This window comes from Streptomyces sp. RB17, assembly GCF_009604455.1.
In the GTDB taxonomy this organism is placed as follows: domain Bacteria; phylum Actinomycetota; class Actinomycetes; order Streptomycetales; family Streptomycetaceae; genus Streptomyces.
Genome location: NZ_WEGL01000005.1, coordinates 587,860 through 612,979 on the forward strand (window position 1 = coordinate 587,860; position 25,120 = coordinate 612,979).

Annotated in this window: 19 protein-coding genes and 2 pseudogenes; 7 read left to right on the top strand and 14 right to left on the bottom strand. The window is 70.8% G+C overall.

Annotated elements, in window-relative coordinates; genetic code table 11:
* Positions 1-422 precede the first annotated feature (422 nt).
* Positions 423-1,028, top strand: coding sequence for a DUF4328 domain-containing protein (locus tag SRB17_RS24430; RefSeq protein ID WP_153542154.1), 606 nt, complete (start codon positions 423-425; stop codon positions 1,026-1,028).
* Positions 1,029-1,541: 513 nt separating this feature from the next.
* On the opposite strand, the gene SRB17_RS24435 is transcribed toward SRB17_RS24430, so the two are convergent.
* The 3 genes from SRB17_RS24435 to SRB17_RS24445 form a co-directional block, all read right to left on the bottom strand.
* Complete coding sequence (locus SRB17_RS24435; RefSeq protein WP_153542156.1) at positions 1,542-1,907, bottom strand: VOC family protein; 366 nt, start codon at positions 1,905-1,907, stop codon at positions 1,542-1,544.
* A gap of 155 nt (positions 1,908-2,062) precedes the next feature.
* A complete protein-coding gene (locus SRB17_RS24440; protein WP_323376179.1) occupies positions 2,063-3,676 on the bottom strand; it encodes a S8 family serine peptidase in 1,614 nt (537 codons plus the stop codon).
* A 266-nt stretch (positions 3,677-3,942) separates the two neighbouring features.
* The gene (locus SRB17_RS24445; RefSeq protein ID WP_153542160.1) at positions 3,943-4,392 is read right to left on the bottom strand and encodes a hypothetical protein; all 450 of its coding nucleotides are present in this window, start codon (positions 4,390-4,392) and stop codon (positions 3,943-3,945) included.
* 314 nt (positions 4,393-4,706) lie between these two features.
* Here SRB17_RS24445 and SRB17_RS24450 point away from each other — a divergent pair.
* Positions 4,707-5,049, top strand: a pseudogene (locus SRB17_RS24450) (transposase); the annotation flags it as partial.
* Positions 5,050-5,248: 199 nt separating this feature from the next.
* On the opposite strand, the gene SRB17_RS24455 reads toward SRB17_RS24450, so the two are convergent.
* The 10 genes and pseudogenes from SRB17_RS24455 to SRB17_RS24500 all read right to left on the bottom strand — a co-directional run.
* Complete coding sequence (locus SRB17_RS24455) at positions 5,249-6,127, bottom strand: ABC transporter substrate-binding protein (RefSeq protein ID WP_153542162.1); 879 nt, start codon at positions 6,125-6,127, stop codon at positions 5,249-5,251.
* 59 nt (positions 6,128-6,186) lie between these two features.
* Positions 6,187-6,942 (bottom strand): SDR family NAD(P)-dependent oxidoreductase, encoded by a 756-nt coding sequence (locus SRB17_RS24460; RefSeq protein ID WP_153542164.1) that lies wholly within the window; start codon positions 6,940-6,942, stop codon positions 6,187-6,189.
* Entirely contained in the window at positions 6,939-7,631 is a 693-nt protein-coding gene (locus SRB17_RS24465; protein ID WP_228396221.1) for a TetR/AcrR family transcriptional regulator, read from the bottom strand. Before SRB17_RS24465 ends, SRB17_RS24460 begins: the two co-directional genes overlap by 4 nt.
* A 78-nt stretch (positions 7,632-7,709) precedes the next feature.
* Entirely contained in the window at positions 7,710-9,887 is a 2,178-nt protein-coding gene (locus tag SRB17_RS24470) for a SpoIIE family protein phosphatase (protein WP_228396222.1), read from the bottom strand.
* Between the two features lie 101 nt (positions 9,888-9,988).
* Positions 9,989-11,191: a thiolase family protein gene (locus tag SRB17_RS24475; protein ID WP_323376180.1), complete on the bottom strand. Its 1,203-nt coding sequence runs from the start codon at positions 11,189-11,191 to the stop codon at positions 9,989-9,991.
* On the bottom strand, positions 11,188-11,832 hold the full coding sequence (locus tag SRB17_RS24480; protein ID WP_153542165.1) for a CoA transferase subunit B: 645 nt from the start codon (positions 11,830-11,832) through the stop codon (positions 11,188-11,190). The genes SRB17_RS24475 and SRB17_RS24480 overlap by 4 nt, the downstream gene beginning before the upstream one ends.
* Positions 11,832-12,587, bottom strand: a complete 756-nt coding sequence (locus SRB17_RS24485) for a CoA transferase subunit A (RefSeq protein WP_153542167.1) — start codon at positions 12,585-12,587, stop codon at positions 11,832-11,834. The genes SRB17_RS24480 and SRB17_RS24485 overlap by 1 nt, the downstream gene beginning before the upstream one ends.
* Positions 12,588-12,810: 223 nt before the next feature.
* Positions 12,811-13,698 carry a DMT family transporter gene (locus tag SRB17_RS24490; protein WP_228396223.1) on the bottom strand — a complete coding sequence of 296 codons (888 nt, stop codon included), beginning with the start codon at positions 13,696-13,698 and terminating at the stop codon, positions 12,811-12,813.
* Between the two features lie 31 nt (positions 13,699-13,729).
* A complete protein-coding gene (locus tag SRB17_RS24495) occupies positions 13,730-14,155 on the bottom strand; it encodes an SsgA family sporulation/cell division regulator (RefSeq protein WP_153542169.1) in 426 nt (141 codons plus the stop codon).
* Positions 14,156-14,330: 175 nt separating this feature from the next.
* Positions 14,331-15,005: pseudogene (locus tag SRB17_RS24500) on the bottom strand (sigma-70 family RNA polymerase sigma factor); the annotation flags it as partial.
* A 417-nt stretch (positions 15,006-15,422) separates the two neighbouring features.
* On the opposite strand from SRB17_RS24500, the gene SRB17_RS24505 reads away from it, so the two are divergent.
* The 4 genes from SRB17_RS24505 to SRB17_RS24520 all read left to right on the top strand — a co-directional run bounded on the left by SRB17_RS24505 (position 15,423) and on the right by SRB17_RS24520 (position 20,357).
* Positions 15,423-16,556, top strand: coding sequence for a maleylacetate reductase (locus SRB17_RS24505; RefSeq protein WP_153542173.1), 1,134 nt, complete (start codon positions 15,423-15,425; stop codon positions 16,554-16,556).
* Positions 16,549-17,418 (top strand): dioxygenase, encoded by an 870-nt coding sequence (locus SRB17_RS24510; protein WP_153542175.1) that lies wholly within the window; start codon positions 16,549-16,551, stop codon positions 17,416-17,418. Before SRB17_RS24505 ends, SRB17_RS24510 begins: the two co-directional genes overlap by 8 nt.
* A gap of 103 nt (positions 17,419-17,521) precedes the next feature.
* Positions 17,522-18,001, top strand: a complete 480-nt coding sequence (locus SRB17_RS24515) for a flavin reductase family protein (RefSeq protein ID WP_153542177.1) — start codon at positions 17,522-17,524, stop codon at positions 17,999-18,001.
* 136 nt (positions 18,002-18,137) lie between these two features.
* Positions 18,138-20,357: a helix-turn-helix transcriptional regulator gene (locus SRB17_RS24520; RefSeq protein ID WP_153542179.1), complete on the top strand. Its 2,220-nt coding sequence runs from the start codon at positions 18,138-18,140 to the stop codon at positions 20,355-20,357.
* 19 nt (positions 20,358-20,376) lie between these two features.
* Here SRB17_RS24520 and SRB17_RS24525 read toward each other — a convergent pair whose 3' ends face one another.
* Complete coding sequence (locus SRB17_RS24525; RefSeq protein WP_323376181.1) at positions 20,377-21,906, bottom strand: 4-hydroxyphenylacetate 3-hydroxylase family protein; 1,530 nt, start codon at positions 21,904-21,906, stop codon at positions 20,377-20,379.
* Positions 21,907-22,063: 157 nt separating this feature from the next.
* On the opposite strand from SRB17_RS24525, the gene SRB17_RS24530 reads away from it, so the two are divergent.
* A complete protein-coding gene (locus SRB17_RS24530) occupies positions 22,064-24,916 on the top strand; it encodes a helix-turn-helix transcriptional regulator (RefSeq protein ID WP_194294116.1) in 2,853 nt (950 codons plus the stop codon).
* Positions 24,917-25,120 lie beyond the last annotated feature (204 nt).

Below are 25,120 nucleotides of genomic sequence, written 5' to 3' on the forward strand. Positions count from 1 at the left end.
GACCCTCGCCTTCCACGGTGGGCGCCTTGACGAGGCCAAGCTCGGCATCCTTGCCACACTCGTCTGCTCCTTCCTGACAGCGCGGATGGTCACCGCAGCAGCCGGCCGTCTGCCGCCTTGCTACGGCTGCGGACCCTGCCCGGGAAGGCGGAGCTGATCGTCGACCTGGCCGTGCCCGTCGACCCCGACCGCGGGACTTGCACGATCTGCTCCCGCGCCATCAAGAAGCGCATCGCCGCCGCGGGGACCGGCCCACCGAGCGGGTCGTCACGGCTCGGTGGGCGGGGCCGTGACTTCCCCATCCCCGTGAGGTTAAGATCCCCCGCCGACCTGCAGGAATTTCCGAACAGGCGGCTTCCAGGAGGTGTGGAGTGGGCAGGGCTGCAGGGACGCTGGGTGGGCTGACCCGATGGACGTGCGGCGTGCTCGCCGCGTACGCGATGCTGACTTCGGCGGCCGGGGTAGCGGCGTGGCACAAGTACCAGGTGCTGCACGCACCGCCACTGCCGGCTCAGTCGGACGGCAGCGAGGCGCTGCCGCTGCTCAACGCCGACATGTGGTTCGGAAATCTGAGGGGCTGGTGGAACGGCGCCACCCTGTTGACGGTGCTGGTCTTCAGCGTCTGGCTGTCCCGCATGCGTGACCTCGCGGAGCTGGTCTGGCCCGAGGGGCAGCGTCGCAGCCGTGCCTGGTTGTTCTTCGGCTGGGTGGTTCCCGTTGCCGATGTGTTCGTGCTGAAGATGTTCGTCAACGACCTGTGGGCCGCCGCCCGGCCGGCGGCGCGGCGTAAGCGCGGCCATCCCTTGCTCACCTTCTGGTGGCTCTCGGTCCTCGCTGCGGGCGCAGTGGGCGCTGACGCCCTGTCCGAGCTGAAGCACGCACACACTCCAGGCCAGACCAGCCAGGCGTTGCAGCAGGTCATGGAAAGCGATCTCCTCTACGTCTGCGCTGCCGCCCTGTCCGCAGCCGTCGTCTGGCAGCTCAGCAGCCTGCTGAAACACGCGATGCAGGTGACCCCGGCGTCGTAGGCACTTGGGGTCCGTCTTCAAAGATCGTTTGGGTGATCGATCGTGGCTCGATACGTCGACATGAACTCACCCATCAGGAGTGGGACTTGTGGCCGTGTCCACGCGCCGGAAGGCAAAGGCTGAGCTGGACACATCCCGAGCTGCTGGACGTCCCCGACCTGCTGCACGGCCTCGTACGCCTCAACCACCTGGCGCCGACCTGCTGCTGCTCGCCCGCTTGGAGGCCGGTGAGCGACCCGCCGACCGACCGTATCCCGCCCACCCTCACCACCGCCGACACCGCGCTGGAAGTCCCGGGCAGCAAGAACCAGCTCGGGCGTGTGCTGGACAACCTGCCGCAGCGCCGATCCCGATCTCGTCCATGGCCTCGACACGCTTGAACGTTCCGAAGCACGGTTGTGGGCTGCCGCGTTTCATGGATGGTGAAGGGAGGGATGGCCGTTGACGGATCGAGTGCGTGGGCGGCCGGGGGAGCATGCCGACGTCGCTTGTCCGTGAACGCGTACCGTCTGCTCAGGAGCTTTCGATGAGGATGAGGCTGTTTCCGTCCGGGTCACGCACAGCGAACATCGGCGGCACTGCGGGCCCCATTCTCAGGACCTCCGCATCCGCATCGACGCCGCGTGCGTGCAGGTGCGCGTGGTCGGCGGCGGCGTCCCGGGTCACGAGACGGATGCCGGTCGGCACCCCTTCGGGAACGAGCGCGACAGTCGTCGTCGCCCCGGGCGGTGCCACCTCGATCCAGCGCCCGTCGCCGAAGGGCACGTCCCGGCGTACTTCGAAGCCGAGTTCACGGACGTAGAAGTCGGTTGCCTTCTGCTGATCGGTGACGCGGATCCCGATCGTGGCCACCTGTGTGATGTGGGTCGTCCTGCTCATTCCATGCCTCCGCTTCCTCGGTCTTCACCGGGTAAGACGGAGGCGGGCGGGGAAACTCATCGCCGGCGACGAAGATCGAGGGCTGGAGCCGGACGGCACGGGCCCCCGAGACGAGGCGTGTGTGCCGTCCGGCTCGGCGAGCCGCGGGAGGGGATCTACCCGGCCATGGACGGGGCGATGGGTGACAGGGCCGGGGCGAGTTGCATGCCGGGGGTCAGCCCGAGGGCGGTGAGGGCGTCGGGCAGGCCGCGTCCGGTGCGGGCGGCGTCCAGTGTTCCGGGGGCGGCCAGTGGGCGGCAGCTGGCGGCGATGATCTCGAACAGGTGCTGCACCCGGCCGGGTCCGCGCGGCAGCAACTGGCCGTGGAAGTCCTCGTGGTGGGCCAGCACGAGGGCGGCCAGGCCCGCCACATGGGCGGAGGCGGTGCTGGTGCCGTCGAGGGCGGTGTAGCCGCCCTGCGGGGCGCAGGAAAGGACCGAGACTCCGGGGGCGACGCTATCCACTCCGGGGCCGTGGGAGCTGAACGGAGCGGCGAACAGTCCTTCCGGTGTCAGCTGTGGTGCGGTGTGGGTGGCTTGGGAGCTGTCGGGAGGGTAGGTGCCGAAGGCTCCCAGGGCGCCCACGGCGAACACGGTGGGCAGTGAGGCGGGGAAGGCGATCGGTCCGCCGGTGTCGCCCGCCGGGGCGATGCAGGCGATTCCTGCCGCGGTCGCGTCGGCGAGTTTGCGGGAGACCAGTGCCGAGGGGTACGGGGTGGCCACCTGGATGTGGGCGATGTCGACCTCGCAGCCGATGCAGTGGTCCAGGGCGGCGATCAGGTCGCTGAAGTGGCCGTCGGGCATCACTTGGCAGACCTCGAGTTCGGCGTCGACGGCGATGCCGATGATGCCCTTGCCGGTGTCTGATCCGGCGATGACGCCGGCCGCGTGGGTGCCGCTGCCCACCGGGTCGTGTGCCCAGCCCTCCTGCGTGCCGCGTACGAGGTCGACGCCGGCGCGCACCCGCTCCGACAGATCCGGGTGCTCGGCGCTGACACCCGTACCGATGACGGCGATCTTGATGCCGAAGGCACGGAACGTGGGCGGCAGCCGGTCCAGTCGCATGGCCTGCTGGCCCCAGCCGTAACTCTGCCGCTGGTCCAGCTCCGGGTACACCTCGGACAGCGGGGTGAGGGTGACGAGGTTGTCCTGGGTCGCCGACAGGTCGGGGCGGTGGATCCAGCGATCGGTGTATCCGCCGGTGGGCCTGACGTACAGGGACTGGATGGAGTCGACGGTCTCCGTCGCCAGGGTGAGGGTGACGCTCCCGTCGGCGGCGGTGATGCCCTGGGCCGGCCAGGTAGCCCCGATGAGGAACACCCCTGCGCCGGCCAGCGGTTCGCCGTCCGGGCCGCAGACACGAACCGAGACCTCCGCGGGCTCTTCCAGCGGCATGACCAGAGCAGGGTCGCGCAGCGGCTGCACCCCCGCGGCCGGCGTGGCAGCAGGTGCGGCTGCGGTCAGCGGCAGATCCGGCTCGATGTGCACATGGAGTGACCGCAGCGCCGGCACCTGGGCTTCGGCCGCCTCGACGACCATGAGTTCGGGGCAGGAGGGCTGCACACCGGCCGACTGCAGCTTCTGGGACGGGGTGAGTCTGCGGACCACCATCACCTCGGGCATCTGCTCCAGCCGCTCGCACACCGCGTCCATGTCCAGTTCGGGCACTCCCGGCGGGAGCAGATGCTGCGGCAGCGGGGTCACCATGTAGCGCGGCCGGCGAGGCTGCACTGCGATCGGTGACGGTGCGCCTTGCACGCGTGGCGCTGCTTCCTCCGCGGAGCCGGGCCCGCCGGCCCCTGCGCCCTCGGCTTCGCTCTGGCGGTTGTTCTGGGGCTTGTTTCCGGGCCTGTCCTTGACCATGACCTCCACCTTCACCACGCCTACGTCGGTTTGTGAGCTTGTGATCCGGATGACGGGCGGCTCTCGCGCTTCCACGGCTGTGCGGTGTGCCCGGGAATCGCTCCCGGGCACACCGCACAGCGCGCCGCCCTATGTCAGCCGATGCCGAAGGGCTGACCCATCTGGCCGAAGCCGACGCCCGGCTGCTGGTACTGCGACGGGTACGGCTGGCCGAACTGCTGCTGGCCGAAGCCGCCGCCCCACTGCTGCTGGCCCGGCTGGCTCTGCTGCACCAGCGTCAGGATCGCGGTCGGCAGCGCCTGCTGCACGGACTGCTCCACGGCGCTGCGCACGCCCTGGATCAGCGTCGTGTGCAGCGCGACGGCCAGGTACGGGTGGGCCTGGTGGGCCAGGCCCTGCTGCTGCAGCTGCTGCTGGACCTGCTGGATCTGCTGCAGCGTCTGCTGCATGCGCTGGGCGATCTGCTGGCTCGCCTGCTGGCAGGCCTGCTGGATCGTCTGCTGGACGACCTGCGCGAGCTGCTGCTGCCCGGCGTTCTGCTGGCCGAACTGCTGCAGGGGCGGGGTAGCGGTCATCACCGACATCAAGGCTCCATTCGATGCCACGGGGAAGCCGACATAAGGGGTTATGTCGGCTTTATCAGAATGATTCCGATGCCTTGACGCTAAGGCGACGTTCTCCCAGCCCGCAATCGGGCGAGTCGCTCCGGAGGAGGAACCGCCCGATCGGACCCGACGACCGGCGAGTCGACCGGGAGTGCGGCAGGATGAGCAACTGGACGTGGCGGACGACCCTGAGGACGGCACACACGCACGGTCTGACGCCGGCAGCAGTGGCTTGTCGAGGACCAGCGGCATGCAGGGGCCCGCCGAAGGCCGCCTGCTCACCGCTACCGGACCCCGCCGCTCTACGACGCTGCGGCCGGACCCGCCGGACCAGCTGGCTCGCCGCCCGAGGCGTCCGCCACCCCGCAAGGGTCGCCGCCACCGCCCTCACCGTCGCGCATGCCCAACACATCCAACTGCCCGGCCATGACAGGCGACCTGGCGAGCTGCTGCGACGCCGGCCATCTCACGTCGGCCGCCGGCCTGGTCCCGGTCGCCACAGACTCCGGACGTCGCACTGGCAACCTGCACCGCCCCGAGCGCCACAGCCGCCGCCTTCGCCGCGTGATTTGCCTGTCCGCCCAGACCAGCATCATTCGGGAAGGCCCCAACCACACCTACTACCTCAGGAAACGAGGCCCAGAAGGTTGAGCCCGGGCGACTGTGCCTCACAGCCGCGCGTTGAGGGTCATGAACGCGCGGCGCTCGATCGGAGTCAATCAACAGGACGTGATCATGGGCGCCCATAGGAGTCGTCCTCGCCCACTCCATTGCCTCATCATCTGAGACCCCCTGAAGTCCCAGGGAAGCACCGTGATCCGCGAACCAGCGCTGCCTAGAGTTCGGTGATCGCGGTGCGGTAGAACTCGGCTGCGGTGACGCCGGCGGGGACGCCGAGTTCCGCGGCGACCGCGGTGATCGCTTTGTCGCCGACAGCGAGGTCGGCCTGCCCGTCGGTGGTGAAGTACGGGGCGATGAACGTCTCGTAGTGGGCTCGGGCCTCCTCCGCGGTCTGTCCGCCGAGGAACGTCTGCATGTGCCGCACGGTGGTGTCGGGGTCGTCGTGGATCACCTGAAGGGCGCGCCGGTGCGCTCGTACGACGGCCTGGACCGCGGGGTCGTCGGGGGAGATGTAGGTGGGGTCGACGGCCACGCCCACGGTGGGGATCTGGAAGTGGTCGCCGACCCAGGCCAGCACCTGCCAGCCGTGCTCGGCGGCCACCGCCTCCGGTGCCATGGTGCTGCCGACGTAGGCGGCGTCGATGCTTCCGTCGTTGAGCCGGCGCAGGTCCATGCCGTAGTCGCCGGGCGAGCGGACGATGGTGTGGAGGTCGCGGTCGGGGTCGAGGCCGGCTTTTCGCAGCACGATCCGGGCGAATGCGCCCGGCGGGGTGTGCGGGGCGTGGACCGCCAGCCGTCGGCCGGCGAGGTCGGCCAGGGAGGTCAGGCCGGGGCGGGCGAGGAACCAGAACAGCGGGCGTTGGGTGTTGACACTGAGCGCGACCCACGGCGTGCCGTCGGTCAGCCGCGACAGCAGCGCCCGGCCGAGCCCGATGGTGGCGCAGTGGCGCAGCCGTTCCACGTCCCAGGTGCAGCCGTCGCGCAGCGCGACGTGGACGCCCTCATCGGCGTAGTAGTCCTGCTGGTCGGCGATGTAGGCGGCCAGCTCCTCGTGCAGGCCTCGTCCGACGTAGGCCAGGTCGATCGTGTGCATGAACGTCTTTCCTTGATCGTTTAAGGGTGTGGCCCCCGTGTGCGGAGGTCGGCGGGGCGTCAGTACATGGCCATCCCGCCGTTGACCGCGGCCGTGGTACCGGTCATGAAGGAGTTGTCCTCGGCGGCGTAGAAGGCCACCGCTTGCGCGACGTCGGCCGGGTGGGCCAGGCGGCCCAAGGGGGTGGCGGCCACCTGCCGCTGCCTCGTCGCGTCGTCGAGCACGGCATCGGCGGTGCGGGACTCCACCGGGCCGGGCGAGACGACGTTGACCGTGATGCCCTGCGGGCCGAGTTCCTGGGCGAGGTACCGGGCGAACTGCTCGAGTGCGGCCTTGGAGACGCCCAGCGCGATCATGCCCGCCCGGGGTAGCCGGCTGAGGCCGGTGCCGATGTAGATGAGGCGTCCCCAGCCTCGCTCGGTCATGGTGGGAAGTACCGCCTTGGTGACCGCGAACGCCGCGTGCATCTCGGCGTCGATCTTGCCGCCCAGCTCTTCCCACGTCATGTCCTGGAACGGCTTGACCGCATAGGGGATGAGCGCGTTGTGCACGAGCACGTCGATGCCGCCCCAGGCCTCCCGGACCTGCCCGGCCATGCGCTCGACGGCGGCCTCCTCGCGCACGTCGGCCTGCACGGCCATGGCCTGGCCGCCTGCGTCCTCGATGTCGGCCACGACCTGCTCGGCCGCCTTGGTGTTGTGGAGGTAGTTGACCACCACGCGCATTCCTCGCGCGGCCAGAACGCCCGCCGTGGCCGCTCCGATTCCGCTGCTGGCCCCGGTCACCAATGCCACCCTGCCGGTCGTCCCGGTCATGGGCCCACCTCCTGATCGTCGTCGCGGGCCGTCGGGATGACCGCCCGGGGTCGTTCGGCGTCGATGCCCTGGTCTGCCGGGCGGATCGCCCCGTAGAGCACGGTGTCGACGGTGGCCCGCAGCAGATCGGCCGCGGTCCAGTCCAGTGCGTGCGGCAATCGCGAAGTGAGCAGACGCTCCAGCGCACCGCGGGTGATCTCACTCAGCAGCTCGGGCGGTGCCGGCAGAAAGCCCTGCCGGTGTCCCTCCCGGAACAGCTCGTCGAGCCGCCGGTAGACCACCGCGTCCGTGCGTTGTTCCACGTACTGGCGCAGCATCGCGTCGCCGCCCCGCCCGGTCGCGAGCTGAGCCGCGCCGATCCGCCCGAGCCCACTGCCCGCCGCGATCAGGAACCGCTGCACCCGCACATCGAACGGCTGCCCTTCCGAGTCCTCGGCCGCCGCCACCAGGGTGCGCTCCACCGCGGCGAACTGCCGATCAAGCACCGCGGCCAGCAGGCTGCGCTTGTCCGGGAAATGACGGTAGATCGTCTTCTTGCTCATCCCGAGTTCACGAGCGAGATCGTCCATGCTCGCCCGCGCGAGGCCCGCCCCGAAGAACAGCCGGCCGGCCGCCTCCACGATCACGTCCGCACGCTGCTCGTCTCTGGAGGAAACTTGAGAAACGGAATTAGTTTCCATGGTTCCCATCGTTGTCCTCCGCCCCAGCGCTGTCAAGGCATGCCGTACGCACACAGTGCCTGCCGGCAAGGCCCGGCCGGGGGCGCGTCACCCGGCGGTGGCGAGCCCGATGAGCAGCAGGGCGATGTCGTCCGTCCGGGGCGCGGTCTGCCGTGCATGGTCGATCAGGGTCGTGGCGAGCCGGTCCATGGGCTGGGCCGAGGCCCGGGCCAGCTGGGTGGCGAGCCCGGACATGGCGTCGTCCAGGTCGACCCCGGGAGTCTCGACGAGGCCGTCGGTGTACAGGGCGAGGACGGTGCCGGGCGCAAGTGGGATCTCGGTGGGCGGATAGTCCGCGGCGGGGTCGATGCCGAGCAGCACGCCGGGTCGGAGCGGAAGGACCTCGGCGTGGCCGTCCGGGTGGCGCAGAACGGGCGGGGGATGGCCGGCGGTGGCGAGGACGGCTCGGTGGTGTGCGAGGTCGAGATGGGCGTACAGGCAGCTGACGAAGCGGCCCGGGTCCATGGCGACCAGCTGGCGGTTGGCCTGCGCGAGGGCCTGTGGGGGCGTGGCCCCCGAGGCGGCGTGGGAGCGGATGGCGGGGCGGACCCGGCCCATCAGCGCTGCGGCGGTGACGTTGTGGCCCTGGACGTCGCCGATGACCGCGGCAGCGGTGGTGTCGTCGACCCGGACCAGGTCGTAGAAGTCGCCGCCGATGTCCATGCCGCGGACGCTGGGCAGATAGCGGGCCGCCACATCCAGTCCAGGAAGGTCGGGCAGCGAGTCGGGGAGCAGGGCCGCCTGCAGGGTCTTCGCGAGTTGGTTGCTGGTGTCGTACAGGCGAGCCCGCTCCAGCGCCTGCGCGATCAGTCCCGCGAGCGCGATGAAGACGACCCGCTGCTGGTCGGGAAAGGGGTGGGGCCGGTCGAAGGCGAACACGCACGAGCCCACCGGGCGCCCGGAGGCGATCAGCGGCAGAAATGCCCAGGCATGCAGACCCTCCTGGTGCGGGGCGGCCGGGTAGGCCCGGGACAGTTCGTCGAAGGAGGCGAAGAAGCTGGGCACTCCGGTGGCGAGGACCCGGACCGCGGGTGCCGGGTGGGTCAGCGGCACGCCGTCGAAGTGTTCGAGCAGCGCGGGGTTGTAGCCGCTGCGGCCGATGACCCGCATTCTGCCGTCCTCGGCCGCGAGCAGGGCGACGGTCCGGGCTCCGAACGCCGGCAGCATCTCCTCGGTGACCAGATCGACCACGTCCGAGACGCCCACGGTTTCGGAGAGGGCGGCGGCCAGGTGCAGCACCCGGTAGACCTCACCCAGGCGGATCGGCTCGCCCCGGAACGTCTCCGTCCTGGTGGGCGCCGGCTGCGAGTCCCCGCCCGGACCGGTCGGCGATATGCGGACGCTCACCCCCGAGCCGTCGGGATAGAGCTCGAACGCGAGCCACTGGTCCGGTGGGTGCATGGCGGTGTAATAGCCGGGCTTCCGGCTGACCACGGTGGCACGGAAGTGGTCCTCGAAGGCCGGGTCGGTGCACCAGGGCAAGGACTGCCAGGGGCGCGTGCCGATCAGATCGTCGGGGCTGCTCGCGCCCAGCAGGGCGGCGGCGGTGGCGCTGACATAAGTGAACCTGCCCTCGAGGTCGAGGGAGCAACTGCCCCAGGGAAGCCGCTCGACGAGGTCGGCCGCGGCGAGCGCCTCGGCCGGCCCCCGCCGGCCGGCGGGCGGCTGCACCAGGGTGCGGGGTGTGGGTCCCGGGCCGACGGCGTGGCCGGTGCCGGCGGCGTCGCGCAGGAACCGTCCCAGGCGCCGACCGGCGGCACGAACCCGTTCAGGGCTCGGGCCGTCGGCACTGGTGGCGACGGCTCCGGGCCAGAACAGCAGCAGCGCGCCCCAGACCGTGGTACCGGTGAGGAGCGGTGCCGCGGCCACCGCATGCTGGTAGGGCAGGGCGATCGCCGTGCGGGGGTAGCGACGGGCGAGTTCCTCCGGGTCGCCGAGCCAGACGAGCCGCCGCTCGCGCACCGCATCGGTCACGGGAAAGCGGCTCGACAGCGGGACCCCGAACCAGGGCGCGAGATACTCCGCCGGCATGCCTGCGGTCACCTCCAGCCGCAGGGTCTGCCCGTCGGACGCCAGCAGGAAGACCGCTCCCGCGTGCACGCCCGTGTCGCGCACGGCGAGCTCCAGCAGCCGGTCCAGCTCGGCCCGGCGCAGTGACCCGGTGGTGGGTGAAGGGGGGCGGGGCCCGTGGGGCTGCGCCGCGCCGCCTTCCCGCATGGCGCACATATCAGTACCGTACGTCCGCACCCGCCGACCCCGCGCGGAGTCCGCCGCCGATTCCCGTCCCGGACGCTGTTCCCCACGACGGTCTGCTCGCCCCTTGTGTGTCAGCGTTCGAGGACGAGGGCGAGGCCCTGTCCCACGCCGATGCAGAGGGTGGCGACACCGGTGCCGGTGCCGCGGCGGGCGAGCTGGTGGGCGACGGTGCCGGCGAGGCGGGCGCCGGATGCGCCGAGGGGGTGGCCGAGCGCGATCGCGCCGCCCTGCGGGTTGAGGATCGCCGGGTCGAACTCGGGCCATTCGGCGAGGCAGCCGAGGACCTGGGCGGCGAAGGCCTCGTTCAGCTCCAGTACGTCGAGATCGGCGAAGGTCCGGCCGGCCTTGGCCAGGGCCCGGTCGACGGCCTCGACGGGGGCGAGGCCGAAGTAGTCGGGGTCGATCGCGGAGACCCCGGTCGCGCAGACGCGGGCAAGCGGCTCGCGGCCGATGGCCTTCACACCCTCCTCGTCGGCCAGCAGCAGGGCGGCGGCGCCGTCGTTGAGGGGGGAGGCGTTGCCGGCGGTGACGGTGCCCTGCTCGGTACGGAAGGACGGCTTGAGCCTGGCCATCGCCGCGAGGGAGGCGTCTGGTCGTACGCACTCGTCGGCCGCGAACAGCTGGGGGTCACCCTTGCGCTGCGGGACGGGAACGGGCACCAACTCGGCGTCGAACAGGCCCTGTTCCTGGGCGGCTGCGGCCTTGTGGTGGCTGTGCAGGGCGAACTCGTCCTGCTGCTCGCGGCCGATCTTGTGCTTCTCGGCGATCAGCTCGGCCGACTCCCCGAGAGGGATGGTCCATTGCGGGTTCATCGCCGGGTTCACCATGCGCCAGCCCAGCGTGCTGGAGTACAGCTCGGCGTGGGCCGCCGGGAACGGTCTGTCGTTCTTGGGCAGGACGTAGGGGGCGCGGGTCATGGACTCCACGCCGCCGGCGACGGCGATGGAGGCGTCGCCGACGGCGATGGCGCGGGCGGCCTGGATGACGGCTTCGAGGCCGGAGGCGCACAGCCGGTTGACCGTCGCCCCGGGCACGCTGGTGGGCAGGCCGGCGAGCAGGGCGGCCATGCGGGCCACGTTGCGGTTCTCCTCGCCGGCGCCGTTTGCGTTGCCGAGGTACACGTCCTCGATGCGCGCGGGGTCCAACTGGGGTATGCGGGCGAGGAGTTCACGGATGGCGTGGGCAGCCAGGTCGTCGGGGCGCACCGAGGCCAGGGCGCCGTTGTAGCGCCCGATCGGCGTGCGCACGGCGTCGACGATGTAGACGGGGTTCACAGCAGGCCCTCCGTGACGGTCAGCTTGGCGTCGGTCTTGGCGATGATCTCCTCGACGTCGACGGCCGGTGCGCACTCGACCAGCACAAGCCCCCCGTCGGTCACGTCGAGGACACCGAGATCGGTGATGATCCGGTTCACGCAGTGCTTCCCGGTCAGCGGCAGCGTGCACTCGGTGCGGATCTTCGGCGAGCCGTCCTTGGCGGTGTGCGTCATGACGACGATGACCGTGCGGGCGCCGTGGACCAGGTCCATCGCACCGCCGATCCCCGTGATCATCTTTCCGGGGATCGCCCAGTTCGCCAGGTCCCCCTGCTCGGAGACCTGCATGGCACCCAGCACCGCGACGTCGATGTGCCCGCCGCGGATCATCGAGAAGGACAGTGCGGAGTCGAAGAAGGAGGCGCCGGGCAGGACCGTGACGGTCTCCTTGCCGGCGTTGATCAGGTCCGGGTCGACCGCGTCCTCACCCGGGTAGGGGCCGGTGCCCAGGATGCCGTTCTCCGACTCCAGAATCACCTCCACCCCTGGCGGCAGGTAGGTGGGGATCAGCGTGGGCAGGCCGATGCCGAGATTGACGTACTGGCCGTCGCGCAGCTCACGCGCGGAGCGGGCGGCCATCTCCTCACGAGTCCAGGCCATCAGCTGCTCACCGTCCGCCGCTCGATCTTCTTGTCCGCCGCCTGCTGCGGGGTGAGGGCCAGCACGCGCTGGACGAAGATGCCGGGCAGGTGCACCGCGTCCGGATCGATCTCGCCGGGCTCGACCAGCTCCTCCACCTCCGCGATCGTGACCCTGCCGGCCATGGCCGCGAGGGGATTGAAGTTGCGGGCGGACTTGCTGAACACCAGGTTCCCGTGCCGGTCGCCCCGCGCCGCCCGCACCAGCGCGAAGTCGGTGCGGATGCCGCGCTCGAGCACGTACTCGGTGCCGTCGAAGACCCGCACCTCCTTGGCCGGCGAGGCCAGTGCGACCCCGCCGGAGCCGTCGTAGCGCCAGGGCAGCCCGCCCTCGGCGACCTGTGTGCCCACCCCCGCCGGGGTGTAGAAGGCGGGGATGCCCGCGCCGCCGGCGCGCAGCCGTTCGGCGAGCGTGCCCTGCGGGATCAGCTCCACCTCCAGCTCACCGGCCAGGTACTGCCGCGCGAACTCCTTGTTCGCCCCGACATACGATCCCGTCACCCGTCCGATCCGGCCCGCCGAGAGCAGTACCGCCAGGCCCGAATCCATTGCCCCGCAGTTGTTCGAGACGACCGACAGCCCGCCGACGCCCCGCTCGAACAGGGCCTGGATCAGCGCGTTCGGCACACCACTCAATCCGAACCCGCCCACGGCCAACGACGCTCCATCCGGCACATCCGCCACGGCCTCCAGGGCCGTATTGACCAATTTCCCCATATTTATCGGATCTCCAGATGCTCGCGTGAATTCTGTGTCCATCGCGGAGTGTTTTACGCCGCCGGCATGTCCGCCCGATGTGCATTCAGCCTGACGGGGCCGTCCGCTGAGACCTGGGCTCCACGGTCCGGTGTCACGGCGCGCTTGGCCATCCCGCAGATCGGCGATATTGGCTGCGATTCAAGGGGTGTGCTGTCGGCCGCTATCGCACGGATCGGCTATTTCACATTCCTGCGGGAACGAGATGCTGACGTGACAGGCGGGTGACCCCGTACGCCACCAGCGCGAGCCCGAACACCTGGAGGGTCAGCCACCAGCCACCGCGGAGTCTTTCCCCATAGAGGGTGACGCCGAGCGCCAGGCTCACCAGGGTGTCCCCGAGGGTCAGGGCCGGCTGGGAGGCGACCAGCGGTCCGGACTGCATGGCGTTCTCCAGCAGGAACAGGGCGCACACGCCGAGGGCTGCGAACGCATAGGTCTGCCATGCGGTGAAGAAGGCGCCCATGCCCTGGCGGCCGAGGGCGGCGGTCGAGGACTTCATGAGCGCGGCAGTGAGGGAGTAGGAGACGGCAGCGGCCAGGCCCATGCACGCGGCGCGGGCCGGGCCGTTGGGCAGCCTGACCGCGACGCTGCACAGCACTGCCACGGCGAGCAGGCAGCAGGTCAGCACCGCTGTCCACCGGGCCGCAGGGATCCCGAGAGTGCCACCGGTCGGCGCGGCCGCGAACAACGCCAGGCACAGGCCGCCCCCGATACTGCCGACGGGCAGCCAGCCGGCCCGGGGCAACGGGTGCCCGAAGACGACGCTCGCGAGCAGCAGCACGAACGGCAGCTCCAGCATGAAGAGCGGCTGTACGACCGCCAGGGCGCCGGTGGCCAGTGCGGCGCCCTGGAACATCGCCGACAGGGCGACCCCACCTATGCCGAGCAGCCAGACCGGTGTGCGCAGCAGGTCCCACATCAGGCCGATGCGCAGACCGCTGGACTGCGGGACGACGGTGGCGGCCCGGCGCTGCATCACGGTTCCCAGTGCGTTGGTTGCGGCTGCGAGCAGAGCGAAGATCGGCGACAGCACGGTCAGCATCGTGGTCTCCTGTCCACGAGATCGCATTGATCGATGATCGATCGATCGTGGGTGTGGGTCAGTGCTCTGCGAGAAGATGCATCAGTTGGGTGTCCAGGTCGACATGCACGTGCTCGGTGCCCGGTGACACCACCGCATCGGTGCGTTGCAGGAACTCCGTGACCACCGGCCAGGGGAACATGAGGTCGGCCCGTCCTGCGGGCGGCGTGAGGACGATCTGCACCATGTGCTGTCCGTCGTGCCGAGCAGGGCGCAGGCGCACGTCGCCGATGCCGACTGGCTGGAGCAGTCCCGCTCTCAGGAGTTCACGGGCGAAGAACCACTCGACCGACCGGTCACCGCCGAGGCGGAAGGTCGCGCGGACCGCGTAGGGATCGTCGGGGCGATAGCCCAGTCGCGTGGACACGGGCACCACCGAGCCGTCCGGCATGACGAGGAGTGCACGTAGCTCGGCATTGACGGCACCGGTGCTGGGTCTCGGCATCTCTTCCTCACTCACTCGGTACGGGAGTCGAGCCCTCCGGCCCGGGGCTGTCCCGGACACCGGGCCGGAGGGCTGTCAAGGGGTGTTCCATGCGCTCTTGGAACACCGATGACCCCTGCGTGCATCCCGCCTTCCGCCGCCGTCCCGGGTGACCTCGCTCACCAGCCCGTGGTGCGGACCCACTGCCTCGAACGTGGCCCGCCGGGACGAGACGGTGCTCCTGGGCATAGCCCTCCAGCAGCGAGCGCAGCCGTCGGTGACCTCGGTGCAGTCGGGACAGCACGGTGCCGACGGGAGTCTGCATGATGTCGGCGATCTCACGGGTGGTGAAGCCTTCGACGTCGAAGAGGTACACCGCCGTCCGGAAGCGTTCCGGGACGGCTTGCAGCGCCACCTTGACGTCCGAGTCGGGCAGGTTGTCGAGCGCCTCGGACTCGGCGGAGCGCAGTCCCGACGAGGTGTGCGAGGCCGCGCGGGCGATCTGCCAGTCCTCGATCGCCGTCGTGTCGTCGCGTTGCGGCCGCCTGCGTTGACTGCGGCGGTAGTTGAGGAACGTGGTGGTGAGGATGCGGTACAGCCAGGCCCTGAGATTCGTGCCCTCGCGGAACTGGTGGAACGAGGCGTAGGCCCGGGCGTACGTCTCCTGGAGCAGGTCCTCGGCGTCGGTCGGACTGCCGGTCATCCGCACGGCGGCCGCGAAAAGCCGGTCACGGTGTGCCAGTGCCGGTTCGAAGCGGGCCTGCATGTCGCGGTCCGCCACGGCCTTTGCGTCCTCATCGGTCGTCCCCGTCGCCGCCGGCCTGGGCGGGGTGTCGGGATCGGCCTCGCAGTCGCGTCCGGTTCCGGTCATGGTGCCTCCTGGGGTGGGGACGACGGCCGGATCTCAGCCGTCGATCAGCTGCGCGCCGGACCGGTCCGCACCTGGTCCGGGAGACGCACGGACAGCGGCCGTGTTCCTGGGTTCGGCACCCCCCGACCTGAACCCTCGCCGCTCGTGAATGCGGACCCGTCGGACGCCGTTCCGGTGACCTCGACCGGCATATCCGCCCGACAGAGGTCCGGATCCACGATCCGGCCCCCGGACACCCACCGCATCGCGCAGATGAGTGATGTCTGTCGAGAGCCGGAGGCCCCGGGCGCGGAGCCTGTCGCACGAACAAGGTATTTCAACGCCTGCGCCCGTTATCCCTCGCGGATTCCGTTGACCCCCGTCATTCAGGCATCGAAAGTCTTGGTTCCAAGCAGACGGCGGGACTGGGGAATTCTCATGAAGACATTCGTGCATCGGGGACAGATCACCAAGGTGGTCTTCGGCAGCGGTACGCGCAGCCGCATCCCCGAAGAGGCCGATGCCCTCGGATGCCGTCGGGTGCTCGTCCTGTGCACACCCGGTCAAGCGGGCCAGGCAGCGGAGGTACACGACGTACTCGGTACGGCGGCCGCGGGAACCTTCACGGAAGCGGCTCCGCACACCCCCGTCGAGGTCACGGAGAAGGCGGTCGCGTACGCCGGAACCGTGGGAGCCGACTGCGTGCTCGCCATCGGCGGTGGCTCGACCATCGGCCTCGGCAAGGCGATCGCCCTGCGGACCGGGCTGCCGCAGCTGGCGCTGCCCACCACGTACGCCGGCTCGGAAATGACGCCGATCCTCGGAGAGACCGAAGGACGCCGGAAGACGACCCGCCGGCTGCCGGAAGTGCTGCTGAAGACCGTGGTGTACGACGTGGACCTGACGCTCACTTTTCCCGCGGCGGCATCGGCGGTCAGCGGCATCAACGCGATCGCGCACGCCGTGGAGGCTCTCTACGCACAGGACCGGGACCCGCTCGCCTTCCTGATGGCCGGTGAAGCGCTCGAATCCCTCACCCGGTCCCTCCCGGTCGTCGTACAGCGCCCGGACGACGGCGAGGCGCGGGCCGATGCCCTGTACGGGGCGTGGCTGGCAGGCACGTGCCTCGGCACGGTCGGCATGGCCCTGCATCACAAGGTGTGCCACGTCCTGGGCGGCACGTTCGGGCTTCCGCACGCCGAAACCCACACGGTCGTCCTGCCGCACGTGGTCGCCTACAACGCACCGGCGGCGCCCGAGGCCATGGCACGCATCGCGAAGGCGCTGTCGGCGGCCGACGCCGCGAGCGGTCTCTTCGACTTCGCGGGACGGCTCGGCGCCCCCAGGGCACTGCGGGACCTCGGCATGCCGGAATCGGGCATCGAGCAGGCGGCCGAACTCATCGTGCGGGACGGCTACTGGAACCCGCGACCAGTCGAACGGACGGCGGTACACGCCCTTTTGGCCCGCGCCTGGGCCGGGCAGCCCCCGTGCACATCATCCGGCGACGGACATCCCCGGACCGAGTCCGCGGTCCACCACTCCACCACCACGGGAGCGCGTCATGCGTGATCTGACCAGCGACACCATCACCGAGGCCGTGATCTCGACCATGCGGGACACCAAGGACTCCCGCGTCGCCGAAATCCTGGAATCACTGGTGCGCCACCTCCACGCCTTCGTCCGCGACGTCGAACTGACGGAGGGGGAATGGGCCCGGGGAGTCGACTTCCTGACGCGCACCGGGCAGATATGCACCCCGACGCGTCAGGAGTTCATCCTGCTGTCCGACGTGCTCGGCGTCACCATGCTGGTCGACGCCCTGACCAACCGACGCCCCGGTCAGGCCACGCAGAACAGCGTGCTGGGGCCGTACTTCAGGCAGGACAGGCCGCAGCAGGCCGACGCCGCCGACATCTCCGGGGGTCTGCCCGGTACCCCGCTGTTCTTCGAGGGACGGGTCGTGGACCATGAAGGAGCGCCGGTGGCCGATGCGGCGGTGGACGTCTGGCACAGCGACTCGGACGGCCACTACGACATGGAGGTGCCCGGCCTGGACGAGCCGGCCATGCGCGCGCTGTTCCGCACCGACGAGACGGGGCACTTCGCTTTCCGTTCCATCCGCCCGTCCAGCTACCCGATACCCGGAGACGGCCCGGTCGGCGAACTCATGAGCGCGACCAGCAGGTCGCTCATGCGTCCCGCCCATGTGCACCTGCTGATCGACGCTCCGGGATTCCAGCGCGTGACCACCATGCTCTTCCCCTCGGACGACCCGCACCTGGACACCGATCCGGTGTTCGGCGTCAAGGAATCGCTGGTCGACCGCTACGACACGTACGCGGCCGACGCCGGGCCCTGCCGGGGCATGACCGACGTGCCGTACACCCTGCTGCGCCACACCTTCGTCCTCGCACCCCGCGTCACGGACTGATGCCCACGGCGCCACAACGACGAGAGGCGGTCCATGAGGACCACCCACGTCGAAGACTTCACCACACCGCGGGCTGCGGCCCCGCATTCACGGAGGTCCTCAGATGACTGAAACCGGCTTCGGATTCCGAGCCACGATGAGCCGGCTCGCCACGGGTGTCAGCGTGATCACCACATGCTCCGGCAGCACACCCATCGGCATGACGGCCAGCGCCGTCTCCGCGCTGTCCCTGGAGCCGCTCCAACTGCTCGTGTGCATCGGCAACCAGCTGTACACGCGGACCGCGATCGCCGAGCACGGCCGCTTCGCGGTCAATGTCCTCGGCGAGGACAGTGAGCACCTCGCCCGCAACTTCGCCGCTTCCAAGCGGGACAAGTTCGCGGGCGTGGAGACCATCGACGACCATGGCGTGCCGGTGCTGAAGGAGGCCATCGCGGCCGTCGTGTGCGACGTCGCCGATGCGCTCCCGGGCGGCGATCACACCATCTTCGTGGGCGACGTCCGCCACTTCGAACACCGGGTGGAAGGCCGGCCGCTGGTCCACTTCGGCGGATACTTCGGCGCGCTCAAGGCCCCCTGCTAGCGCTGGTGACAGCGGCCCGACGGAGGCAGCTGCAGCCTCCTGACCGGCCCACCTACGGCCCCCGGCGTCCGGCTCCTGCAGGCGAGCCACGGACGCCGGGGGCTCCGCTCGTCCCGACGACTCCACCGAAGGTGCCATGACCATCTCAGTGCCGACCTTCAAGCTGCGTCCTGCGGACCAGCCCCCGCACCTCCTGACCCGCCCCCGGCTGCTGCGCCGGCTGGACGCGTCGACCGAGCCCGTCGTGGTGGTCTCGGCGCCCGCCGGTGCCGGAAAGACGGTGCTCCTGACCGAGTGGTCGCGAAGCCTCACAACGCGCGGCACATGCGCCTGGCTCAGCCTGGACGCGTACGACAACGCCCCGGACCGGCTCTGGGCGGGCATCCTGGGAGCGTTGCGGCACGTGCGGCCGGAACTGCCCGTCCGCCCCGACAGCGACGAGTGGACACTCGACGCATGGCTCGAGGAGATCCTGCCGGGCCTCGTGACCGGACCGCGCGGACAGGGACCGCTCGCACTGGTCCTCGACGGAGTGGAATCGATCACGGACGCCGACGCGATCCGCAGCCTCTCGGACTTCCTGGCCAGGCTTCCGCAGGGCTTCCGAGTCATTCTGTCGACCCGGCACGTTCCCGGCGGACCCGTGCCGGCCCTGCGGGCCCGGGGCCTGATCGCCGAACTCGACCAGCACGACCTGGCCTTCACCCCCGAGGAGGCACAGGCCGTGCTCACCGGTCTGCTCGGGTCCGCGCCGGCCCCGGACACGTCGAGCGCGCTGTACGAGGCCACCGAGGGGTGGGCGGCGGCGCTGTGCATGATGGGCCGTACCCTCGCCCGCTCGTCGGACGGCGCCGGCACGGCGGCCGGCCTGGCCCGCGGCAGGCGAGCGGTCTCCGAGTACCTGGCCACGGAAGTGCTCGACGGGCTCACCACCGAGCAGCGCCGGTTCCTGCTCCGCACCAGCGTGCTCGACGAGCTGAGTGCCGGGCCGTGCCAGGCCCTCGCCGGCGACCGGGCGGGCACAGTGCTGCGCGAGCTCGCACGGACCGTCCAGCTGCTCGTGCCCGTCGCCGCCGGTCCATCGGCATACCGGCGTCACCGGGCCCTGTCCGCGCTGCTGTCGGACCTCCTCGGGTCGGAAGGCCCGGAGGCCGCCGTGTCCCTGCACCGGTCGGCGGCCCGGTGGTACTCCCGGCGGGGCCAGACGACCGAGGCCGTACGGCACTGGGTGCGGGGCGGCGACGAGTCCGCGGCCGTCGCGTCGATACTCGACAACTGGGAGCAGGCGATCTCGGCAGGCCGCAGCCGGGAGGTCGCGGGGTGGCTGGAGCTCCTGCCGCCCCGCGCGGTCGCCGCCGACGCACGACTGTGCGTCGTGGCGGCGATGGCAGCTCTCTCGGGGGGCGCCCCGGAAACGGCCCGGCGCTGGCTGGACGTGGTCCGGCTCAGGGAGCCGGGAGCGGAGACGGTCGGCGAAGGCAGCACGGTGTCCGATGCGGCAGCCGTCGCCCGGGCCGTGGCCTGCTGGCTGCAGGGAGAGGTCCTGACCGGCGACCGCCTCGCCGAATCCGCCGTCGCCGGCACCGTACCGTTGACGTCCTGGCGCGCCCTGGCCTGTACGGCTCGCGGAACCGCTCTGCTGTGGACCTCCCGGTACGGGCAGGCGGAGGCGCTGCTCGCCGAGGCGACCCGTGACGCGCATGCCGCCGGACACAGCCTGGTGCTCGTCCGCGCGCTGGGTCTGCGGGCGGTGTGCGCGCTGCTGGCCGGACGCCACGAGCGGGCGCGCATACTGAGCGACGAGGCCCACGAGGCGGCCGCTGCGGCCGGCCTGGTGCGGCACTTCGTCGCTGCGCCCGCCCACATCGGCAGGGCCGGCCTGCTCCTCGAAGAAGGACGGTACGACGAGGCCGAACGGACCCTCGCCGACGCGAAAGCGGCGCTGACGGACTCGTCCAGGACCGGCAGTGAACCCCAGATGCACGCCTTGTACCACCTCACACGGGCACGACTTGCCCGTGCCCGGCACGACGCGGTCGCCGCGCGGGAGGCCCGTGAGGCGGTCGAACGGGCAGCCGACCGGTGCGAGTCACCGGGAGCGCTGACGGACCTGCTCGGGCGAGTCGGCGAGGACACCGTGGTGCCGCTCGCGGCGCCCGGCCCTCAGGAGCTTTCGCTGGGGGAGCGGCGGGTACTCCGCGCCCTGTGCGGTCCGCTGACACTGCGTGAGATCGCCTCCGAGTTCTATGTGTCCCACAACACCGTCAAGACACAGGTACGGGCGATCTTCCGCAAACTCGGCGCGCACGACCGGAGCGGAGCGGTCGCCAGGGCCCGGGAGTGCGGCATGCTCTGACCCGGGCCCCGGCGTCCTGTTACGAGGCGTCCTGACGCGAGGCGTCCTGGCGCCGGGCGTAGTTCGCCTGGGACAGGTATGCGGTCGCATCGTGGCTGCTCACGCTGTCGAGGCCGCAGACCTTGCGCGCGAGGTCCGCCATGCTGCCGGTCGGGGACATCTCGGCGCGCTTCATGGTGAGGGTGCGGATGGCCAGCAGGGGCGTGCCGTTGAAGTTCTCGAAGACACCGATGCGGTCGCCCCAGTCGGACAGGAACATGTCGCGGATCACCCGGCTGATCTTCAGCCGGTCGTGCGGCTTGCCGACCGGTCCGGTCTGCAGCGCCTCCAGCCACGGCCGCAGTTCGGACTGCTGCCACTGCCCCTCGGTGGGGTAGATGAGCGCGGCACGACCGGACAGGTCGACGAGCTCGTGGGTCAACTCGGTGATGTGCTCGATGTAGTACGCGCGCCCGAAGTCGAACATCAGGACGTTCGGCTTGTAGATGCCGCCGGGAGTGTAGAAGCCGTCGTCCTCCGAACCGACCACATGCGCCTTGAGCGTCTGGTGGAAGCCGGCGAACCGCGCGATCCGGGCCTGGACGGGCGGCAGTTGGTAGGTGCCGATGTGCTCGGTGATCAGCAGGGCCAGACCGAGCATCAGCTCGGCCTTCACCATCGCACGCACCAGCGAGTGGTAGTGCAGCCAGTCGAAGACGCGCTGCGGGTACAGCGACGCGTGCTGGGGGTTGCCGATGTGGAAGACCCGGTCCCAGGGGATGAGCACGTCCTCGAACACGATGATGCTGTCCAGCTCGTCACCCTTCGAGGCGAGCGGGTGCTCCACCTCATCGCCGTCGCGGACGTTGCTCTCCCGGCAGACGATGGTGACACCGGGGGTGTTGGTCCGCACCGCCCCGTAGATGATCTGCTCCGCTACGATGCCGGGCCGGTAGAAGACGCCGATGTGGATCCAGTCCCCGAAGGCCGCACCGGTGCTGATCGCCTTCACACCCCGCACGGTGATGCCCTCGTCCGAGGTGGCGACCACCCGCAGGGCAGGGGACTCGGCCTGCGCGGAGTCGCGCGAGCGGTCCGCCTGCGGGTCGACGAAGGCCGGCGTCGCGTTGAGGTCGCCGTCCCGCACCTCGTTCCAGAAGCCGAGGATCCCCGGCGTGAGGTCCCTGCCGTCGGTGCCGACGGACTGGCTGCTCCACGGCTCCGGGTCGTCGATGTAGGTCAGCAGGACGTAGTTGTTGACATCCGGCGTGCGCGGTATCGCCCCGCCGCCCAGTTCCCGCTGCACCGTCTCCAGGTAGCGCCGCTTGCGCAGCAGCTCCTCCTTGGAGCGGTGCTGGAACCACGTCATGGACCGCCGGACGCCGTCCTCGTCCACGAACGTCATGACGTCCTCGAGGTCCGGGCGGTGGTGCAGGTCGTAGAAGTCGGCGATGCTCCGGGCGTACGCCCTCGTCCTGGGGTGCGTGGCCACGTTGTCGACGAGTTCGTCACCCACCCACACCGTACGGCCGTCGTTCAGCGCAGCCAGGTATTCCTTGCCTGTACGCACGTCATGCTCCTCTCGGGGGCAAGAGATCTGGACGGCTCGGAGCATGCGTCGCGGTGGGGTGAGCGCACGGCACGGAACCGACAATCACCCGGGTGAAAGCACCGAGCACACGGGAACCGGCGTTGAGGGCGATGTGACCGTGCGGCATGCTGGCCACATGCGCAGCGCAGACCCCGCGGGCGACCGCCCCGTCGGGCGTGGGAACCAGGCCATGACCGGGCTGCGCCTCAGGGGACGCGACCGCGAGATGGCTGCCGTCCGTGAGGCCCTGGACGCGGTGCGTGGCGGGCGCGGTGCCTGCGTCGTCGTGGAAGGCGCACCCGGCGTCGGCAAGAGCCGGCTGCTCGCCGAGCTGGACGAGATGGCACGGCGCTCCGGATTCGACGTGGTGTCCGTACGGGCCGACGAGCTCGACCAGTACGCGGCGGGAGCCGCCCTGCAGTCCGCCCTGCAGTCCTCCGGCGGTTCCGAACGAGCCGCCGCGGCCGCCGACGACCAGCGGCTCTGGCTGCTGGACAGCATCACGGACGCTCTGGAGGACCGTGCCCAGCGCGCCCCGGTGGCCGTGCTGGTGGACGACGCTCAGTGGGCGGATCCGGCCACGCTCCTGGTGTTCCGCACCCTGCCCCGGCGACTGGCGGCTTCGCGGATCCTGTGGGTGCTGGCGGTACGGTCGGAGACCGAGCGGCCGACCGTTGCCAGGGTGCGGGAGGACCTCGAGGCGCTCGGCGCCCGGTGGCTGACCCTCGGCCCCCTGCCGCAGCAGGAGCTGCAGCACATCGCCGCCGATGTCCTCGGGGCGAAGCCGTCACCCGGTCTGACCCGGATGCTGCGGGGTGTCGCGGGCAACCCGTTCCTGGCGATCGAACTGGTCCGCTCCTTCGCCGACACGGATGCCGTCAAAGTGGAGGCGGGCATGGCGAGCCTGCTGTACGACGGCATCCCGGTCGGTTTCCGGCGGAGCGTCGCCGCGCGTCTGGACCGGCTCCCGGAGGACGCCGTGCGCCTGCTCCAGATCGGGTCCGTCCTCGGCCGGGAGTTCGACCTCGGCACGGCCGCCCGTATGCTCGGCCGGCAGGCCGGCAGCCTGCTGTCGGGCGTCGAGGCGGCACTGAACGCCGGTCTGCTCTCGGGCGACGGCCCGCGACTGGCGTTCCGCCACGACCTGATCCGGCAGGCCGTCCACGAGAACCTGGCGCCGGCCGTGCGGACCGCTCTGCACCGGGAGGCCGCCGACATCCTGCGTGGCATCGGGGCACGATCGGCCGAGGTGGCCTGGCACGTCGTCCTGTCGGGCGGCCCGGTCGACGACGACGCCGTGACCACGCTGACCACCGCGGTACGGGAACTGTCGCCGTCGGCCCCCGACGCGGCCGCGGACCTGGCTCAACAGATCGCCGGACTGCTGCCCCTGCACGATGGGCGGCGCATCGGCCTGCTGACCGACGCCGCCGAGTACCTCGGCCGGACCCGCCGGGTGCATCAGGCGCTCGATCTGGTCGACGCCACCCTGTCGGACCGGCTGGAGCCGCTGCAGGAGGCGCGTCTGCGCCTGGTCGCCGCCGAGATCCACCAGGCCGCGGGCGACGACGCCGCCGCGATGACACATCTCCAGCAGGCCCTGGCCCTGCCCGCGCTGCCGGCCGACCTGCGGGTCCGGCTGCTGAAGACCAAGGCGACGGGCCACGTGTACCTCGGGGACCTCACCGCTGCCGAGCAGACCGACGTCGGGCTGGTCGAGGCCTCCTACCGGAGCAAGGATCCGGCCGTCGTCGTCAGCGCCATGGTGTTCCAGTCGCAGACCTTCTTCTACCGAGGGCGCCTGGCCCGCGCCCTCGAGCTCGCCGAGGAGGCCACCGCACGCGCCGGCACGGGATCCGGCCTGCTCCACCTGCGGCCCCCGCGGATTCCCGCGCTGTGGCTGGCCACGGTGCTGACCGCCACCGACCGGCTCGCGGACACCGAGCGGGTGCTGCGGGAGGGGCAGCGCGAGGCGGAGGCGCTGGCCCTGGGCTGGTCACTTCCCCACTGGCATGCAAGCCGTGCCTGCGCACTGTTCGAACAGGGGGCGCTGGACGACGCGGCCGTGGAGGCCGAGTCCAGTCTGATGGTGGCCGACGAACTCGAGATCACCCAGCCGAATCCGCAGGCCCGCTCCGTACTGGCCTTGGTGGAGATCAGACGCGGTGACCTCGCCAGGGCCAGGGACCAGCTCCGCGCCACCGAAGCCGGTTCCGGCACGAGCACTCAGCGGTTCGGCCTATGGGTGTCGCTCGCGCGCGCCTGCCTGGCGGACGCGGAGGGCCGGGACGCCGCAGCGGCAGCCGCACTCACCGGCAGTTTCACGGACGGCGAGCCGGCACGGCTGCTTGCCGTACCGCCGTCCCACTGGCCCGGGATCGTGCGCATGGCGCTCCGCGGCGAGGACCCGTCGCTCGCGCAGGCCGTGTCCGGGGCATTGCGCACCCTGGCCGCACGGGACGACAGCCAGCAGATCATCGGGACGATCCGGGCCCATGTGGACGGCCTGCTCCACGACGACCGAGGCGCACTGGCGTCCGCCGTCACCGGTTACCGCAGCACCGGCAGGCGGCTGGCCCTGGCCGCGGCCTGCGAGGACCTGGGCGACCTCGTGGCCGCGTCGGGCGACACCACGTCGGCGATCGCGTACTTCGAAGAGGCGGGTGAGCTGGCGTCGGACTGTGGCGCCCTGCGCGATCACGAACGGATCATGCGGCGCCTCAGGCAGTTCGGCGTGCGCACCGGTGCCCCACGGCACCACACGACCGGCGCCCCGGGGTGGGAGAGCCTGACCGAGTCCGAGCGGAAACTCATCCCGCTCGTCGTGGAGGGCCTCACCAACCGGGCCGTCGCCGACCGGCTGTACGTGTCCGTGCACACCGTCAACACGCACATGAAGCACATCTTCACCAAGCTCGGTATCAACACCCGAGTCGAGCTGACCCGGCTGGCGATCGAACGGGGCACCGCCGCCGACGGGGCGGACTGAGCGGCAGCCCCGTGACCGCGGGGCGCGCCGGCGAGCATCCCGTGAATGGGCGATGCCGGCGACGGTCGTACCCGGTGATGCTGGTCGCGACGGCGTGCCTACAGGCACCGCGCCGTCAGCGGTCCGATCACATGCGGACGGCTGAGCCCGGACAACCACGGGGTCGAACCCCTGGCGCAGACCCGGGCCGCATACCAGGCGCTC